The organism is Chromobacterium aquaticum, from assembly GCF_021129195.1.
GTDB lineage: Bacteria > Pseudomonadota > Gammaproteobacteria > Burkholderiales > Chromobacteriaceae > Chromobacterium > Chromobacterium aquaticum.
In genome coordinates, this window is sequence record NZ_JAJOHW010000027.1 from 17,731 (window position 1) to 34,930 (window position 17,200).

The 17,200-nt window shown below is 64.3% G+C and carries 18 protein-coding genes; 8 read left to right on the forward strand and 10 right to left on the reverse strand.

From position 1 onward, the window contains the following. Window positions 1-277 precede the first annotated feature (277 nt). The 7 genes from LQT98_RS04700 to LQT98_RS04730 all read left to right on the forward strand — a co-directional run bounded on the left by LQT98_RS04700 (window position 278) and on the right by LQT98_RS04730 (window position 4,601). Complete coding sequence (locus LQT98_RS04700; RefSeq protein ID WP_231461306.1) at window positions 278-538, forward strand: BufA1 family periplasmic bufferin-type metallophore; 261 nt, start codon at window positions 278-280, stop codon at window positions 536-538. 158 nt (window positions 539-696) lie between these two features. Beyond that, the gene (locus LQT98_RS04705; RefSeq protein ID WP_231461307.1) at window positions 697-972 is read left to right on the forward strand and encodes a BufA1 family periplasmic bufferin-type metallophore; all 276 of its coding nucleotides are present in this window, start codon (window positions 697-699) and stop codon (window positions 970-972) included. 49 nt (window positions 973-1,021) lie between these two features. Continuing rightward, window positions 1,022-1,849, forward strand: a complete 828-nt coding sequence (gene bufB / locus LQT98_RS04710) for an MNIO family bufferin maturase (protein ID WP_231461308.1) — start codon at window positions 1,022-1,024, stop codon at window positions 1,847-1,849. Next, window positions 1,836-2,585 carry an HvfC/BufC N-terminal domain-containing protein gene (locus tag LQT98_RS04715; protein WP_231461309.1) on the forward strand — a complete coding sequence of 250 codons (750 nt, stop codon included), beginning with the start codon at window positions 1,836-1,838 and terminating at the stop codon, window positions 2,583-2,585. The genes bufB and LQT98_RS04715 overlap by 14 nt, the downstream gene beginning before the upstream one ends. Before the next feature lie 121 nt (window positions 2,586-2,706). Beyond that, the gene (locus LQT98_RS04720) at window positions 2,707-3,162 is read left to right on the forward strand and encodes a DoxX family protein (protein ID WP_048407780.1); all 456 of its coding nucleotides are present in this window, start codon (window positions 2,707-2,709) and stop codon (window positions 3,160-3,162) included. Window positions 3,163-3,214: 52 nt separating this feature from the next. Beyond that, window positions 3,215-4,063, forward strand: a complete 849-nt coding sequence (gene serB, locus LQT98_RS04725; RefSeq protein ID WP_231461310.1) for a phosphoserine phosphatase SerB — start codon at window positions 3,215-3,217, stop codon at window positions 4,061-4,063. 25 nt (window positions 4,064-4,088) lie between these two features. After that, window positions 4,089-4,601 carry a hypothetical protein gene (locus LQT98_RS04730; protein WP_231461311.1) on the forward strand — a complete coding sequence of 171 codons (513 nt, stop codon included), beginning with the start codon at window positions 4,089-4,091 and terminating at the stop codon, window positions 4,599-4,601. Window positions 4,602-4,694: 93 nt separating this feature from the next. Here LQT98_RS04730 and LQT98_RS04735 read toward each other — a convergent pair whose 3' ends face one another. The 5 genes from LQT98_RS04735 to LQT98_RS04755 form a co-directional block, all read right to left on the reverse strand. Next, entirely contained in the window at window positions 4,695-5,771 is a 1,077-nt protein-coding gene (locus LQT98_RS04735; protein WP_231461312.1) for an ABC transporter ATP-binding protein, read from the reverse strand. Window position 5,772: 1 nt separating this feature from the next. After that, window positions 5,773-7,383, reverse strand: coding sequence for an ABC transporter permease (locus tag LQT98_RS04740; RefSeq protein ID WP_231461313.1), 1,611 nt, complete (start codon window positions 7,381-7,383; stop codon window positions 5,773-5,775). A 108-nt stretch (window positions 7,384-7,491) separates the two neighbouring features. Further along, window positions 7,492-8,484 carry an extracellular solute-binding protein gene (locus LQT98_RS04745; protein WP_048407775.1) on the reverse strand — a complete coding sequence of 331 codons (993 nt, stop codon included), beginning with the start codon at window positions 8,482-8,484 and terminating at the stop codon, window positions 7,492-7,494. Window positions 8,485-8,762: 278 nt separating this feature from the next. Beyond that, window positions 8,763-9,197, reverse strand: coding sequence for a hypothetical protein (locus tag LQT98_RS04750; RefSeq protein ID WP_082151160.1), 435 nt, complete (start codon window positions 9,195-9,197; stop codon window positions 8,763-8,765). A gap of 128 nt (window positions 9,198-9,325) precedes the next feature. Beyond that, window positions 9,326-11,212: a methyl-accepting chemotaxis protein gene (locus LQT98_RS04755; RefSeq protein WP_048411388.1), complete on the reverse strand. Its 1,887-nt coding sequence runs from the start codon at window positions 11,210-11,212 to the stop codon at window positions 9,326-9,328. 301 nt (window positions 11,213-11,513) lie between these two features. Here LQT98_RS04755 and LQT98_RS04760 point away from each other — a divergent pair, with 301 nt between their 5' ends. Continuing rightward, the gene (locus LQT98_RS04760) at window positions 11,514-12,158 is read left to right on the forward strand and encodes a TetR/AcrR family transcriptional regulator (protein ID WP_053074534.1); all 645 of its coding nucleotides are present in this window, start codon (window positions 11,514-11,516) and stop codon (window positions 12,156-12,158) included. A 114-nt stretch (window positions 12,159-12,272) separates the two neighbouring features. On the opposite strand, the gene sucD is transcribed toward LQT98_RS04760, so the two are convergent. From sucD to odhB, 5 genes are all read right to left on the reverse strand, one after another. Beyond that, complete coding sequence (gene sucD, locus LQT98_RS04765; protein WP_231461314.1) at window positions 12,273-13,157, reverse strand: succinate--CoA ligase subunit alpha; 885 nt, start codon at window positions 13,155-13,157, stop codon at window positions 12,273-12,275. A gap of 27 nt (window positions 13,158-13,184) precedes the next feature. Then, window positions 13,185-14,357 carry an ADP-forming succinate--CoA ligase subunit beta gene (gene sucC / locus LQT98_RS04770; RefSeq protein WP_048411387.1) on the reverse strand — a complete coding sequence of 391 codons (1,173 nt, stop codon included), beginning with the start codon at window positions 14,355-14,357 and terminating at the stop codon, window positions 13,185-13,187. Window positions 14,358-14,556: 199 nt separating this feature from the next. Further along, entirely contained in the window at window positions 14,557-15,990 is a 1,434-nt protein-coding gene (gene lpdA / locus LQT98_RS04775; RefSeq protein ID WP_048411386.1) for a dihydrolipoyl dehydrogenase, read from the reverse strand. A gap of 49 nt (window positions 15,991-16,039) precedes the next feature. After that, complete coding sequence (locus LQT98_RS04780; RefSeq protein WP_048411385.1) at window positions 16,040-16,222, reverse strand: hypothetical protein; 183 nt, start codon at window positions 16,220-16,222, stop codon at window positions 16,040-16,042. 54 nt (window positions 16,223-16,276) lie between these two features. Beyond that, window positions 16,277-17,200, reverse strand: a 924-nt coding sequence (gene odhB / locus LQT98_RS04785) for a 2-oxoglutarate dehydrogenase complex dihydrolipoyllysine-residue succinyltransferase (RefSeq protein ID WP_231461315.1), incomplete at its 5' end; no start/stop codon positions are given.

Sequence of the window (17,200 nt, forward strand, 5' to 3'; positions counted from 1 at the left end):
GGCCCAATCCTTATCCGCCTCCCCTGCCCCCTCGCTCCTCCCGCAAGAAAAAATCGCGCTCCGCCGTAATGAAACCGCCTTGATGCCGACTTACCGGCAAGAAGGGCGGCCAGGCGGCGCGGCGAATCAAAAAATTCGCATCTACAGTGTAAGAAGCCGGCAAGGCCCCCGACTCAACCCATGTCCGCCCCAGTGAAAGCAAGGGCGGGAAACACGGGCTCGTTTATAATCCGCACCATCAATTTTCGGCCTCAAGCCGTTAAACAGGAGAAACACCATGAGTACCAGCAAAACCCTGATCGCCTCCGCTCTCGGCGCCGTTGTAGCCTTCGGCGCGCTGGCGTCCGCGCCGGCCGCCGCCGCCGACAAAGAGAAGTGCTACGGCATCGCCCAGGCCGGCAAGAACGACTGCGCGTCCGCCACCGGCGCCCATTCCTGCGCCGGCCAGGCCAAGATGGACAAGGACCCGGGCGACTGGAAATACGTGGCCAAGGGCAGCTGCGAAAAAATGGGCGGCAGCTCCGCGCCTAAGAAGTAAGCCGGACCCGACCGGAGCGCGGCAGCCGCGCTCCGGCCGGAATCTGAACGAAATCTGAAAGAACAAATTTCAAATCCATGTAGTCTCAGCGAGGTTTGCCAAACGCCGGTCTTAAAACCCACCAAGGGCCGGCCCGCACATCCCCACAGGAGACTGACATGAACACCACCCGCAAACTGCTTGCCTCCGCCGTCGGCGCCGTCATCGCGCTGGGCGTCGCCGCCTCGGCCCAGGCCGAGGACGCGCCTCAGCCCAAGGAAAAATGCTATGGCGTCACCCCGGCCGGCAAGAACGATTGCGCCTCCGCCGACGGCGCCCATTATTGCGCCGGTGAAGCCAAGGTGGACAACGACCCCAATGAGTGGCACAGCGTGCCCAAGGGGACTTGCGAGGGCCTGGGCGGCAGCACCACGCCGCCGCCCAAGCAATCTTGATCGCGCCGCCGGACCAGCCGTCCGGAGCTGCGCATCGAAGGGAATGACGATGAAAACCAAGCTTCCCGCGGTCTGCGGCATCGGCCTGCGCGCCCCGCATTACCGCGAAGCGCTGGACAGCCGCCCGGACCTGGGCTGGGTGGAAGTGCACAGCGAGAACTTCTTCGACGGCGGCATGCCATGGAGCATGCTGCATGAGGTGGCCGCCTGTTGGCCGCTGTCGCTGCACGGCGTCGGCCTGGGCTTGGGCTCGGCCGCGCGCCCGGACCCGACTCACCTGGCCGCGCTCAAGCGGCTGGTGGACGCGATGCAGCCCGCTGCGGTATCGGAACACCTGTCCTTCAATCATTCCGCCAACCGCTTCGTCAACGATCTGCTGCCCATTCCCTACACCCGCGAATCGCTGGCGGTGATCGCCGGCCACGTCGCGGAAACCCAGGACGCGCTGGGCCGGCCCATCCTGCTGGAAAACCTGTCCAGCTATCTGGAGTTCCCCGGCAACGAGATGCACGAGGGCGAGTTCCTGGCCGAACTGGTGCGCCGCACCGGCTGCGGCATCCTGCTGGACATCAACAATCTCTACGTCAACCGCGTCAACCTGGGCGTGGACACCGACGCGGTGCTGGACGCGCTGCCGGCGGCGGCGATAGGCGAAATCCACCTGGCCGGCTACAGCGAACGCGAAGGCATGCTGGTGGACACTCACAGCCAGCCGGTGCACGACGGCGTCTGGCAGCTGTACCGCGAAGCCATCGCCCGGCTGGGCCCGCGGCCCACCTTGATCGAATGGGATCTGGAAATTCCGCCGCTGGCCACCTTGCGCGGCGAGGCCGCCAAGGCTCAGGCCATCCTGGAGGCCGCGCATGAACTGGTCTGATTGGCAGGCGGAACTGCTGGAACAGATCGCCGATCCGGCGCGCGCGGTGGAAGCGGCGCCGGCGCTGAACCCGGCCGGCCTCGCGGTCTACCGCAACAATTACCGGGTGGGGCTGATCGACACCCTGGCCTTCATCTATCCGGTCTGCCGCCAACTGGTGGGCGAGGACTTCTTCACCGGCCTGGCCCGCGCCTTCATCGGCGGCCATCCGTCGCAAAGCGGCAATCTGCATCTATACGGCGCCGGCTTCGGCGACTTCATCGCCGGCTTCGAACACGCGCGCGAACTGCCTTATCTGGCCGATGTCGCGCGGCTGGAATGGCGGGTCCACCGCGCCTACTACGCCGCCGACGCCGCGCCAGTGGACAGCGCCGCGCTGGCCGCCTTCCCGCAACAGCGCTGGGGCGAGCTCAGACTGCGGCCGCTGCCCGATGTCGCCGCCCTGCTCAGCCGCTGGCCGGCGGCGTCGATCTGGCTGGCACACCAACGCCAGCCGGTGGAACTGGACGTGGACCTGCACCGGCAGCCGGAGGCGACGCTGGTCTACCGCCTTCAGGGCAGGGTTCAAGTCGAAATCGTCGGTCCCGGCCTGGCCGCGCTGCTGCAAGCCTTCCTCGACGGCGCGACGCTGGAGAGCGCGGTGGAACAGGCGCTGGCCGCCGAAGCGGACTTCGACCTGCAGGCCGGCCTGCTGCGGCTGTTCCAGCAGCGCCTGATCCAGGACCTCACACTGTAAACACGCTTAAACCCTGAGCACCGAATCTCATCCAAGCTTGCGGGCATGGAGGGGATACTCACGCCCACGATTTGCCATCCGCCACTGCTGAACCATACTCAACACACAGGAGACACCCGCCATGAACCCCTTGACCTGCTCCCGCCTCAACACACCCTATCGCTGGCTGATACGCGGCGGCGATCTGCTGCAACCGCTGCTCTTGCTGCTGTTCCGGCTGTGGATCGCCAATGTGTTCTTCAAATCCGGCCTGACCAAGATAGACGACTGGGACACCACCCTGCTGCTGTTCACCGAGGAATACCACGTGCCGCTGCTGCCGCCCGCCATCGCCGCGCTGCTGGCCACCGCCGGCGAACTGGGCCTGTCCGCGCTGCTGGCGCTGGGCCTGGGCGCGCGCTTCGCCGCCGCCGGCCTGTTCATCCTCAACGCGGTGGCGGTGATCAGCTACCCGGGGCTGACCGAGGCCACCCGCGAATTCCATTACTACTGGGGCATGCTGATCGCCACCGTGCTCGCCTTCGGCCCCGGCCTGCTGTCCGTGGACGCGTGGCTGCGGCGCTGGGCGGAACGTTGAGCGGCGCGGCGTGGCATAATGCCGGTTCCGACACGCATTGACCCGCCACGCCATGAGCCCTGCCTACACCCTGGTGGTCCAAGCCGACGCGCTGGACCCGCATCATCTGCATGAACTGGCCCACCTCGCCGAGGCCACCCATATGGATCATCCCAGCCCCAGCGTCGCGCGCCTGCGCGGCGCGGCGCCGGCGCAACGGGCCGCGACGCTGGCGCTGTGCGAGCAATGGGGCTATGACGGCGCCTATGTCGAAGCCGGCCGCAGTTTCGCCGATTTCGGCCTGCTGGTGTCGGATATGGACTCCACGCTGATCACCATAGAGTGCATAGACGAAATCGCCGATCTCAACGGCCTCAAGCCGCAGGTGGCCGCCATCACCGAACGCTCGATGCGCGGCGAGCTGGACTTCGCCGCCTCGCTGGCGGAGCGGGTGGCGCTGCTGCGCGGGCTGCCTGAAAGCGCGCTGGAACAGGTCTATCGTGAAAGAGTCCGGCTGATGCCGGGCGCCGAGGCGCTGCTGGCCGCCTGCAAGCGCCACGGCGTCAAGTTCATGCTGGTCTCCGGCGGCTTCACCTTCTTCACCGACAGGCTGAAAGCCGAACTGGGCCTGGACTTTGCCCACGCCAACCAGCTGGAAGTGGAAAACGGCGCGCTGACCGGCCGGGTGCGCGGGCCCATCGTCGACGCCGCCGCCAAGAAGCGGCTGCTGATCCAGCAACGCGAGGCGCTGGGCCTGAAGCCGGAACAGGTGCTGGCGATGGGCGACGGCGCCAACGATTTGCAGATGCTGGCCGAAGCCGGCGTCGGCGTCGCGGTGCACGCCAAGCCGGTGGTGCGCGCCCAGGCCGACATCGCCATCAACCACGGCGGGCTGGACCGCATCCTGAACCTGTACCACTGAACGAACACGCCGCGGGAGCCGACCGATGAGCTTATTTCCTGAACTGGGCAGCGCCAGCTTCGACGCCGAACTGCCGTTCTCGGTACAGCCGCTGCCTGGCGGGGTCTGTCCGGCGCGGCTGGAGCGCGAAACCCGGCTGGCGCTGCGGGTGCTGGCAGCGCCCACCGAGACCCTGCCCGAAGCCGACCCGATGCTGGTGCGGCTGGAAGCCAAGCTGGACCTGGCGCTGGAGGTAGCGCTGCTGTCGCGCCATCCGGAACGGCCGGCGCTGACGCCGTGCCGGCTGGGCCTGAACAGCGTGGCCTGGCTCAGCGAACACGCCAATCACGGCAGCGAGCCGGTGCTGCTGGCGCTCTGCCCCAATCCCGACTCCGCGCTGCTGCTGTTTCTCGCCGCCCGCATCCTCACGGTGACGCCGGGCGAAAACGGCAACTATCTGATCTGCGCCGACATCAGCGGCGCTTTCGACGAAGCCACCCACCTGCTGTGGGAAAAATGGGTGTTCCGCCGTCATCGCAAGGCGATACTGGAACGCTGAGCCTGACCCGCAAAGAATGGGCAAAACCTCTTGATCGGTTTTGCCTGCTGCTTGCCCCCGTTTTTTCCCGCCCTTCCCGTTCACCGGCCCTGGTCAGCCGCCTCCCGCTCCCGAGCGCGGAAAAGCGATCAAATGATCCAGCTCCAGCCGGATGCCTATCGACTCGCCCAGCGCGTGGTCGTGATGGCTGGGCACCTGGGCCAGCACCCGCTGGCCGGACGGCAGCGTCAAGGTGTAATGAAACTCGGCGCCGCGGAACACCTTGGCGCTGACCCGCGCCCGCGTCGGGCTGACATCGTCGTGCACCACATCGTCGGGCCGCACCAGCACATCCACCTCGTCTCCGGTCTCGAACTGCAAGGGCACGATGCCGCAGAATTCGCCTATCTCCAGCGCCACGCAGCGCGGTCCGGTCACCTTGCCGGACAGGAACACGCCCTGACCGATGAAATCGGCGACATAGCGCGTGGCCGGCTCGTGGTAAAGCCGATACGGCGTGTCCCACTGCAATAGCCGGCCCTGCTGCATCACGCCGACGCGGTCGGCGATGGCGAAGGCCTCGTTCTGGTCATGGGTCACCATGATGGCGGTGGCGCCCTGGCTTTTCAGGATATCGCGCACCTCGCGCGACAAGCGCTCGCGCAAATCCACGTCCAGATTGGAAAACGGCTCGTCCAGCAACAGCAGGCTGGGCCTGGGCGCCAAGGCGCGCGCCAGCGCCACCCGCTGCTGCTGGCCGCCGGACAATTCGTGCGGGTAGCGCCGCGCCCACTCCGCCAGGCCCACCACCTCCAGCACTTCCGCCACCCGCGTCGCGCGCTGGCTCTTGGGCAAGGCGTCCAGACCGAAACCGACATTGCCGGCCACGGTCAGGTGCGGAAACAGCGCGTAATCCTGGAACACCATGCCGATGCGGCGCTGATGCGCCGGCAGCTGTTCGCGGAAAGAGCTGATCACCTGGCCATTGAGCCGGATTTCGCCGCCCAGCAGCTTCTCGAAACCGGCAATGCAACGCAACACCGTGGTCTTGCCGCAGCCGGAACTGCCCAGCAGGCAGGCGATCTCCCCGGCCTGCAAGCCGAAACTCATATTGTCCACCACCCGGCTCTCGCCGTACTTGTGGCTGACCAGGTCGAACTCCAGCAAGGCTTGTTCATTCATACGCTTCATCTCAGACCGCATCCTTCTGCCGCGACAACACCCACACCGGCAGCAGGCCGGCCAGCACGATGGCCACCGCCGGCAAGGCCGCGCGCTCCCATTCGCCCTCGGTGGTCAAATTGAAAATCCTCACCGCCAGCGTGTCCCAGCCATAAGGCCGGGTCATCAAGGTGATCGGCATCTCCTTCATCACGTCGACGAACACCATCAGCACCGCGGTGAACAGACCGCCGCGCAATAGCGGCAGATGCAGCCGCGTCAGCAGGCGCAGGCCGCTATAGCCCATATTGCGCGCCGCCTCCTCCTGGCTGCGGCTGATGCGGTGCATCGCCGTGTCCACCGCGGAATGGCCGACCGCGAGGAAGCGCGCCACATAGGCCAGCATCAGCACCAGCAAAGTGCCCTTGATCACCGCGCTGGCGTCCGGCGCCAGCCAGGGCCGCAGCCAGTCCAGCAAGCGGTTGTCCAGCCAGGCGATGGGCACGAACACCCCCACCGCCAGCACCGTGCCCGGCACCGCGTAGCCCAGCGTCGCCAGCCGGCTCCACAGCCGGGTCCAGCGCGAGGGCTCGCGCCGAGCCGCGTAGCTGAGCAGCAAGGCGGTCAAGGCCACCAGGCCGGCGGCCAGCAAGGCCAGCAGCAGCGAGTTGGCGACATGGCCGAGGAAGTCCGCGTCCAGGTCCTCGGCCAAGTGGGCGCCGGCCCAGACCAACAACTGGCCGAAGGGCAGCGCGAAAGCCAGCGTCAGCACCAGCGCGCAGGCGGCGGCGGCCAGCCAACCGGCCGCGCCATCCAGCCGCAAGCGCGGCAGCGGCGCCGCCTTGCCGGCCTGGGTATAGGCGCGGCGGCCGCGCGAGCGCTGCTCCAGCCACAGCAGCAGCAGCACCATCAACACCAGCAAGGACGCCAGCTGCTTGGCCGCCGGCAAGGAGAACAGGCTGAACCAGGCCTTGTAGATGGCCGAAGTGAAAGCGTCGAAATTGAAGATGGCCACGGTGCCGAAATCGGCCAGCGTTTCCATCAAGGCCAGCATCAGGCCGCCGGCGATCCACGGCCGCGCCATCGGCAGCGCCACGCGGCGGAAGCCCTGCCAGCGCGACAGGCCCAGCGACTGCCCCACCTCCAGCGCGCGCCGGCCCATGCTGGCGAAGGCGTTGCGCGCCAGCAGATAGACATAGGGGTAGAAGGCCAGCGACATCACCAGGATCACGCCCGGCGTGGAACGGATATTCGGCACCCAGGACGAATCGCCGAAACGCTCGCGCAGCCAGCTTTGCAAGGGACCGGTGAAATCGAACAGGCCCAGCTGCGAAAACGCCAGCACATAGGCCGGCATCGCCAGCGGCAGCATCAGCGCCCAATGGAAAAAACGGCGGCCGGGGAAGTCGTGCACCGCGGTCAGCCAGGCCAGCGGCACGCCCAGCAGCAGCACGCCGGCGCCGACGCCGCCTATCAGATACAAGGTGTTGAGCAATAGCTCCGGCAAGGTGTAATCGTATAGATGCCGCCACACCTCCCAGTCCGGCGCCAGCAACGAGCACAGCATCACCAGCAGCGGCACGACGGTCAGCAGGCTGATGCCGAAAGCCAGGCCGCGCCACGGCGACAAGAAACGAATCATCGGCGGAGAAACCATGTCAAAAACGCGGGGAAACAAGCAAAGACAGCCTGCCGGGACTTTGGTGCCCGACAGGCTGTAAAAAAATGCGGGCAGACGGCCCGCCGCGGCTTACTTGTAGCCTACGCGGTCCATCAGCTTCACCGCCTCCGCCTGGCGCGCGCCGGCGTTGGCGACATTGATGTAGCTGTGCTTGAACTCGCCCCAGGCGGCCACGCTGGCGTCAGGCTTGACCTTGGGGTTGACCGGGAATTCCATGTTCACGTCGGCGAACATATTCTGCGCCTTGGCGCTGGACAGCCATTCCAGGAACTTCAGCGCGCCCTTTTCGTTCTTGGCGTGCTTGACCACGCCGGCGCCGGAGATGTTCACATGGGTGCCCTTGCCCGCCTGGTCGGCCCAGAAAATGCCCAGCGGCAGCTTGGGCGATTTTTCCATCAGGCGGCCGTAGTAATAGGTGTTGGCGATGCCCACCTCGCACTGGCCGGCGGCGATGGCTTCCAGCATCTTGGTGTCGTCCGGGAATTCCCGAGTGGCCAGATTATCCACCCAGCCCTTGACCACTTTCTCGGTCTTGGCCGGGCCCAGATCGGCCAGCATCATCGCCACCAGCGACTGGTTGTAGACCTTCTTGGACGTGCGCAGGCACAGCTTGCCCTTCCACTTGGGGTCGGCCAGGTCGGCGTAGCTGGACAGTTGGCCCGGCTTCACTTTCTGGGTGTTGTAGAAAATGGTGCGCGCGCGGATGGACAGGCCGTACCACTCATTGCCCGGGTCGCGCAGATAGGACGGAATATTGGCGTCCAGCAGCGGCGACTTCACCGGCTTGAGCAGCCCCATCTTGGCGGCCTGCCACAGATTGCCCGCGTCCACGGTCAGCAGCAGATCGGCCGGGCTGTTGCCGCCCTCGGCGCGCAGGCGCTCCATCAGCGGACCTTCCTTGTCCGACACCAGCTTGATGTTGACGCCGGTTTCCTTCTTGTAAGCCTCGATGATGGGCTTGACCAACTGCTCGGCGCGAGCGCTGTAAACCACTACGTCTTCCGCCATGGCGTGGCCGGCGAAACCCGCCAGGATGGCGGCAAGCATCAGGTGCGTTTTCAAGGTGTGTCCCCTGTTGGGTTGAGCGATAGGAATCGGAGCCTCAATCTAAGAACCTGTTCAAAGTCTGCTGCGCTTCAGCGATACGGCGTTGAAACCGAGCTCAAAATGCTCATGTACCACCTGTACATTCCGCTTTTTCGCTCGTTTTCGCCTTGTCTCGCCCTTGCTCGCGAGACTTTGAACAGGCTCTAAGAATCGCTTACGATCCGCGGCGCGAGCCGTCGAGATCGCGAACATGCTCTAAATCTCCGCAGCCCCGCCGCAGGCGGGGCCGGAACTCACTGCCGTGGCACCGCCACGCAGTTATTACCGTCGAAACTGACGGTTTCCACCAGCTGGCTCTTGGGATTGACCACGAAATTGGTGGTGCAGCTGTAATGGGTGGAGCCGCCGCCCACCATGCCGGAGCTGACCCAGCGCCCCGGCGTTTCTATGGTCTTGGTCTGGCCGTTCTCGTTGTAGCTCACCTTGGCGCCCGGCTCGTACACGCGGTTTTCGCGCAGCGGCTCGCGCTGGGTGAATTCCTTGCTATAGGTGTAAAGCATATTGCCGTTGGGCATCTTCAGGGTTTTCTGCGGCGCGCCCCACTCCGCCAATAGTTGGTTCACATCGCGGCCCTGCCAGTAGTACGCCTTTTGCGCATAGCCTTCTTGGGTCGGGAAAGTGCCGCAGGCGGTCAATAGCAGCGCCGACATCATCATCCATCTCTTCATCCGAAATCCTTCAATCCCCGTTTTCATTATCGATAGCATAACAAAACGCCGGCTCCTGAACGGAACCGGCGTTGAATGACTGACCATGCGGCCACGCAAGAGTTTCCTTACGCGGACAATCCTCTGATTTAGAGACGGAAGCGGTTGAAGGTGCTCTGCATCCCGCGCGCCAGCTCGTTCAAGGCGCTCAAGGTCTGCATCGCCGATTGCAGCGCGGCGTCGGAGTCGATGATCTGATTGTTGATCGACTCGGTGCTCTGCGCCATCGCCGTGGTGGCGTTGTGCTGCTCGCTGGTGGATAGCGCCACGTCGCCGATCTTGTCTATCACCTGCTGCATCGCGTCGCCGATCGCGGTCAGCCGCGCGCGCGCCTGGCCGGTCAGGTCCACGCTGGCGTCCACCGCGCCGACCGTGGTGTTCATGTTCTGCACCGCCTTGCCGGTTTCGCCCAGGATGTTTTCCACCATCTGGCTGATTTCCACCGTGGCCTGGCCGGTGCGCTCGGCCAGCTTGCGCACTTCATCGGCCACCACCGCGAAGCCGCGGCCCTGTTCGCCGGCGCGCGCGGCTTCTATCGCCGCGTTCAAGGCCAACAGATTGGTCTGGTCGGCAATGTCGCGGATCACATTGGTGATCTTGGAAATCTCCTGCGAGCGCTGTTCCAGCGAGGCCAGCAAGCTGGACAGCTCGCCCACCGATTCGCTGGTGCGCGACATTTCGCTGCTGATGCGCTGCATATCGTTGGCGCTCTCGCGCGAATGCTCGCCGGTATTGCGCGCCAGGCTGTCGGTTTCGCGGGTGGCGTCGGCAATGTGGGAAATGCTCACCGTCACTTCTTCGATCGCCGCCGCGTTGGAGCTGGAAATATCCGCCAGCACGTGGGAATCGTCGGCCAGACGCTTCACCGCGCCGCTGACTTCGATCACGCCCTGGGTCAGCTGCCCGGCTTCGTCGCGCAGTTCGCGGAACATGCCGTTCAGGCGCTGCACGAACTGGTTGAAGGCTTCGGCGGTCTGCGCCACTTCGTCTTCGCCGGCCACTTCGATGCGGCGGGTCAGATCGCCTTCGCCCTGGGAAATCTCGCGCATCGCGTCGCGCACCTGGAACAGGCCCTTGAGCAGACGGCCCAGATAGGCGGAGCTGAAGGTCAGCATCACCACCAACACGATGGCGACGGCGCCGGCGATCAGCCAGATGATGCCGTTGACCTGGGAGGAGATCACGTCTTCGTCCGCGGCCACGCCCATCACCCAGTCGGAACCGGCGATCGGACGCAAGGCCACCATATAGGCGCCGCCGTCTATCTCCACGCTCTTGGCCTGATCGCTTTGCAGCAGGCTGGCGAACGCGGCCTCGTCCAGCGCCGGAATCACGCTGCCGATGGGCTTGAGCTCATTGCCCGGCTTGGGATAGGCGATGATCTTGCCTTGCTTGGTCAGCAGGAAGGCATGGCCCTTGCCGGCCAGCTTGATGTCCAGCACCGACTTGACCAGCTTGTCGATCAAGATGTCGCCGCCCACCACGATCTCCTGGCCCTTGACCTTGTCGGCGATGGTGATCACCAGCTTGTCCTTGGTTTCCGGCTCCGAGTCCTTGTATGGATCAGTGACGATCAGGCCGTCCTGGGCCTTGGACTGCTGGAACCACGGGCGCTGCGCCGGCTGATAGTCGGCGCTGGGCTTGGGACGCCCCGGCACCGAATACTTCATGTCGCCGGTGACGCCGTTGCCAGCATAGATCACATTGAAGCCACCGCCCTTGGCCAGCTGCTGCAGGTAGTAGCTGACCTGCGCGTCGTCGGCGTGGCTGAGGCTGGCGCTGATCAGGTTCTTGCGGACCGATAGCCATTCGGATACGAAGCCGCCCTGTAGTTGGGCGACCTGGTTGATCTCGCGCTCCGCTTCTTGGTAGGCGTGGGAACGGATATTCAGGCAGGCGGTGATGGTGATGCTGAGCGTGGCGACCAGAATGGACACCGCTGTCAGCAGCGTGAGCTTGTGACGGATGGAGCGCATGATAAGCCGTTGCTGATAAAAGCCTTATTATCCGTCATACGAGATGTCATGCATTGTTAAAAATAACAATGTATTTAAATATTTGAGCATGTTTTAAATCAAATAGCAGAGGGAGGCATGCATTTGCGATCAAGCCCCACCTTAAATCATGCAGATACGCGCTCTTCTACGTCGAAGCGCCACAAAACGTCGACAATTTGCCCTAATGGTGACAATTTCACCCGGATTTGAGCGATACTTGCGCCTGGGCGCGCCGGCTTAAGGCTGTCAGCGCCCGGATATTCGAGAGAAAGGGGCCAATATGAGTAAGAGCGGCGAGCGGTCGCAAACCTTTCAGCACATCATCGACGCCAGCCTGCAGCTGTTCAATCAGGAGGGCGAGCGCGTCATCACCACCAACCATATCGCCGAGCGGATGAATATCAGCACCGGCAAGCTCTACTATCACTTCCGCAACAAGGAAGAGATCATCAGCGAGCTGTACCAGCGCTACGTCAAGGGCATGGCGGAACAACTGTCCGCCGCGCTCAAGCACAGCAACTCGATAGAAGCGATGGTGGGCGCGATGGAAAAAACGCTGCGCCACATCTGGAGCTTCCGCTTCCTGCCCAAGAGCATGCCCAGCCTGTACTACTTGCACCCGGAACTGGCGGAAAACCACCAGCAGCTATCGCGCGGCCAGTTGGCCGGCAAGCTGGCCCAGCTGTTCGCCCGCTTGCGCGAACAGGAAGTGCTGCAGGGCGACGACAAGCAGTTGGCTCATCTGGTCCAGCATTTCCAGATGGTGCAGACCGGCTGGGTGACCACGCTCAAGCATTCCGCCACGCCCAGTGAGCTGGAGCGCATGGTGAAGGATGGCTGCCGCAGCCTGCTTTACCTGGTGGCGCCCTACGTCAATCCGCGCTACCGGCCGCCTTTCGACCGCGTCTGCGCGCGCTACGCCTGAACGGCGGCGCATAAAAAAACACCCCTGGCCAGCCAGGGGTGTTTTGTTTGCGGCCTTAGAATCCATCCACGATCTCGCGCGCTAGAGCAAGCGCAGCAGATCGTGAACCGCTTCTTAGATCATGCCCTTGCTTTTCAGCAACTCGAACATGGTCTTGCCGATTTCCGCCGGGCTGCGGGTGTAGGCGATGCCGGCCTTCTCGAAGGCCTTGAACTTCTCTTCCGCCGTGCCCTTGCCGCCGGAGATGATGGCGCCCGCGTGGCCCATGCGCTTGCCCTTGGGCGCGGTGACGCCGGCGATGTAGCCGACTACCGGCTTGATCACGTAGGACTTGGCGAACTCGGCCGCCTCTTCCTCGGCGGAACCGCCGATTTCGCCGATCATCACGATGGCGTCGGTGTCCGGATCATCCTGGAACAGTTTCAGCGCGTCGATGTGGCTGGTGCCCGGGATCGGGTCGCCGCCGATGCCGATGCAAGTGGACTGGCCCAGGCCCAGAGCGGTGGTTTGCGCCACGGCTTCATAGGTCAGGGTGCCGGAGCGGGACACGATGCCGATGCGGCCCGGGTTGTGGATGTGCCACGGCATGATGCCGATCTTGCACTCGCCCGGGGTGATGATGCCGGGGCAGTTCGGGCCGATCAGGCGGATGCCGGCTTCGTCGACGGCCTTCTTCACGTAGAGCATGTCCAGGGTGGGCACGCCTTCGGTGATGCAGACGATCAGCTTCACGCCGCTGTCGATGGCTTCCAGGATGGAATCCTTGGCGAAGGCCGCGGGTACGTAGATCACCGAGGCGTCGGCCTGGGTCTGACGCACGGCGTCCTTCATGGTGTTGAACACCGGCAGGCCCAGGTGCTCGGAACCGCCCTTGCCCGGGGTCACGCCGCCTACGACCTTGGTGCCCACTTTCAGCGCCTGCTCGGCGTGGAAAGTGCCATTCTTGCCGGTGAAGCCTTGCACCAGCACTTTGGTGTCTTTGTTTACCAATACGCTCATTTTGTATTCCTCAGCTCAGTGCGGGTCTCAGGCAGCGGCCTTGACGGCGGCGACGATCTTCTCGGCAGCGTCGTTCAGACCCTGGGCGGAAGTCAGTTTCAGACCGGAATCGTCCAGGATCTTGGCGCCCAGCTCGGCGTTGTTGCCTTCCAGACGCACCACTACCGGCACGGTCACGTTCACTTCCTTCACCGCGGCGATGATGGCCTCGGCGATCATGTCGCAACGCACGATGCCGCCGAAGATGTTGATCAGCACGCCCTGCACCGAGGTATCGGCCAGGATCAGCTTGAACGCCTCGATCACGCGCTCCTTGGTGGCGCCGCCGCCCACGTCCAGGAAGTTGGCCGGCTGGCCGCCCTTCAGCTTGATGATGTCCATGGTGGCCATCGCCAGGCCGGCGCCGTTCACCATGCAGCCGATATTGCCTTCCAGCGCCACGTAGTTCAGGTCGAACTCGGAAGCCTTCACTTCGCGTTCGTTTTCCTGGCTCTTGTCGCGTTGCGCCAGCAGTTCCGGGTGACGGTACAGCGCATTGGAATCCAGGTTGATCTTGCCGTCCACGCAGGCCAGCTGGCCGTTTTCGCGCAGCGCCAGCGGGTTCACTTCGAACAGCGCGAAGTCGTTTTCAACGAAGGCCTTGTAAGAACCCAGCATCAGCTTGGTGAAGGCGGCAACCTGCTCGCCCTTCAATTCCAGCGCGAACGCGGCGTCGCGAGCCTGGAACGGCTGCATGCCCACCAGCGGATCGACCTCGATCTTGATGATCTTTTCCGGGGTTTCCTCGGCGACCTTCTCGATTTCCACGCCGCCTTCGGTGGACACCATGAACACCACGCGCTGGCTGCCGCGGTCAACCACGGCACCCAGGTAGAGCTCGCGCTGCACCGGGTACATGTCTTCGCACACCAGCACGCTGTTCACCGGCTGGCCGGCCGCGTCGGTCTGGTAGGTCACCAGGTTCTTGCCGATCAGGCCCTTGGCCACTTCGGCGGCTTCTTCGCGGCTTTTCACCACTTTCACGCCACCGGCCTTGCCGCGGCCGCCGGCATGCACCTGGGCCTTGACGACGGCGAATTTGCCGCCCAGTTTGTCATAAGCGGCAGCGGCTTCTTCCGGCGTAGCGGCCAGAATGCCCTGTTGCACCGGCAGGCCGTACTTGGCCAGCAGCTCTTTCGCTTGGTATTCGTGCAGGTTCATCTATGGTTTCCTTTCGGAGAAATGGATGGCGGGCCGAGGCCGACGCCCAATTTCTTTGAGTCGCTTGTAAACCTTGAATGTATCTGGCGCGCGGCGCTTACCCCCCAGGCTAAGCGCCGCCGCCGCATACTCCGTCAATCGGCCCCCGAGGGGGCCGTTTTGCCGAGCCGTGCGCGATTGTACACGACCCGGCCAACGCTTAGCCGTGCAAAGCGCGCTTGTCGGCGGCCAGCGCCGCTTCGTGTATCACTTCCGACAAGGACGGGTGGGCGTGGACAATGCGCGCCAGGTCTTCGCTGGCGGCCTTGAACTCCATCGACACCACGCCTTCGCTGACCAGCTCGGACACCATCGGGCCTATCATGTGCAGGCCCAGGATGCGGTCGGTCTTGGCGCAAGCCAGGATCTTGACCGTGCCTTGCGCCTGGCCCAGGCCCAGCGCGCGGCCGTTGGCGCCAAAGCCGGAACTGCCCTTCTTGTACTCGACGCCCTCGGCTTTCAGCTGCTCTTCGGTCTTGCCGACCCAGGCGATTTCAGGCGAAGTGTAGATCACCCACGGAATCACGCCGAAGTCCACGTGCGGCTTCTGGCCGGCGATGCGCTCGGCCACGGCCACGCCCTCTTCCGACGCCTTGTGCGCCAGCATCGGGCCGCGCACCACGTCGCCGATCGCCCAGACATTGGGCAGATTGGCGTGGCAGTGATCGTCCACCACCACGAAACCGCGCTCGTCCAGCTGCAGGCCCACCACGTCCGCGCCCAGGCCCTGGGTGTTGGGCACGCGGCCGATGGACACGATCAGCTTGTCGAACTCGGCCTTGACCGCTTCGCCGTTCAGTTCGTAATTGACGGTGACGCTCTTCTTGCCGGCCTTCACTTCGCCGATCTTGACGCCCAGCTTGATGTCGAGGCCGGTGTCCTTGGTCAGGGTCTTGAAGGCTTCCTTGGCGATCTGTTGATCCGCGGCGGCGAGGAAGGTCGGCATCGCTTCCAGGATGGTGACTTCCGCGCCCAGACGCTTCCAAACCGAGCCCATTTCCAGGCCGATCACGCCTGCGCCGATCACGCCCAGGCGCTTGGGCACCTCGGTCAGCGCCAGCGCGCCTTCATTGTCCAACACCAGCTTGTTGTCAGTAGCCAGGCCCGGCAGCGCGCGCGGGCTGGAGCCGGTGGCCACGATCACGTGGCTGGCTTCCAGGGTGTCCACCACCTTGCCGCCGTCGCTGACTTCGATCAGCCACTTGTCGCCCTGGCGGCCCTTGAAGGCGGCCAGGCCGTGGATGTTGGCGACCTTGTTCTTCTTGAACAGGAAATTGATGCCGGCGGCGTTCTTGGTGATGATGTCGCTCTTGCGCGCAATCATCTGCGCCACGTCCATCTTGGCGCCGGACACGCTGATGCCGTGCTTGGCGAAGTCGTGCTGCACCGCATGGAAGTTTTCCGACGACTGCAACAGCGCCTTGGACGGAATGCAACCCACGTTCAGGCAGGTGCCGCCCAGCGACGGCTTGCCTTCCGGATTCTTGAACGCGTCCACACAAGCGGTGTTGAAGCCCAGCTGGGCGGCGCGGATGGCAGCCACATAGCCGCCGGGGCCGCCGCCGATCACCACTACATCAAACGATTGGCTCATCTTGTTTTCCTTGGTCGGTGGCGGGCGCGCGGCCCGCCGGCTGCCGGGTCTATTTGCCGACCTTCAGCAGCAGAATGCCGAATGCGATCATGAATAGGCAGAGAATGCTTTTGCCGATCAGGCTGTACAGATCCTCGCGCACGCCGTTGCGGCGTTTTTTCCAGGTCAGCCAGCCTATGGCCACGCCGGCCAGGATGGCGGCGATTCCGTAAAACCAGTCGGGCAACTGCATTCAAGCTCCATTCATCGCAAGACAGGCCGGGAGCGCGCTCCCGGCCGCGGGTGATTACAAGTCGAGGATCAGGCGGGCCGGATCTTCAATCGCGTCCTTGATCGCCACCAGGCTCAGCACGGCTTCGCGGCCGTCGATGATGCGGTGGTCGTAGGACTGGGCAAGATACATCATCGGACGCACCACCACTTGACCGTTCTCAACCACGGCGCGCTCCTTGGTGGCGTGCATGCCCAGGATGGCGGACTGCGGCGGGTTGATGATGGGGGTGGACATCATCGAGCCGAAGGTGCCGCCGTTGGAGATGGTGTAGGTGCCGCCGGTCAGCTCTTCCACGGTCAGCTTGCCTTCCTGCGCGCGCTTGCCGAATTCGGAGATCTGCTTCTCGATGTCGGCCAGGCTCAGCTGGTCGGCGTTGCGGATCACCGGCACCACCAGGCCGCGCGGGCTGCCCACGGCCACGCCGATGTCGAAGTAGCCGTGATAGATGATGTTGTTGCCATCCACCGAGGCGTTGACGATGGGGTATTTCTTCAGCGCGGCGACCACGGCCTTGACGAAGAAGCCCATGAAGCCCAACTTGATGCCGTGCTCCTTCTCGAAGCGGTCCTTGTACTTGGCGCGCAGGTCCATCACCGGCTTCATGTTCACTTCATTGAAGGTGGTGAGGATGGCGTTGGTCTGCTGCGACAGGATCAGACGCTCGGCCACGCGCTGGCGCAGGCGGGACATCGGCACGCTCTGTTCCGGACGGTCGGACAGGATGGCGGCGACATTGACCGCGGCCGGGGTGGCGGACAGCGCGGCGCCGGAACCGATCACCGGACCGGCCTGGGCCGGAGCGGCTTGCTTGGCGGCCTGCACGTCTTCCTTCAACACGCGGCCGTCGCGGCCGGAACCGGCCACCTTGGACAGGTCCACGCCGGTTTCGGCGGCCAGCTTGGCGGCGGACGGCATCGCGGCGGCGCCAGCCGGAGC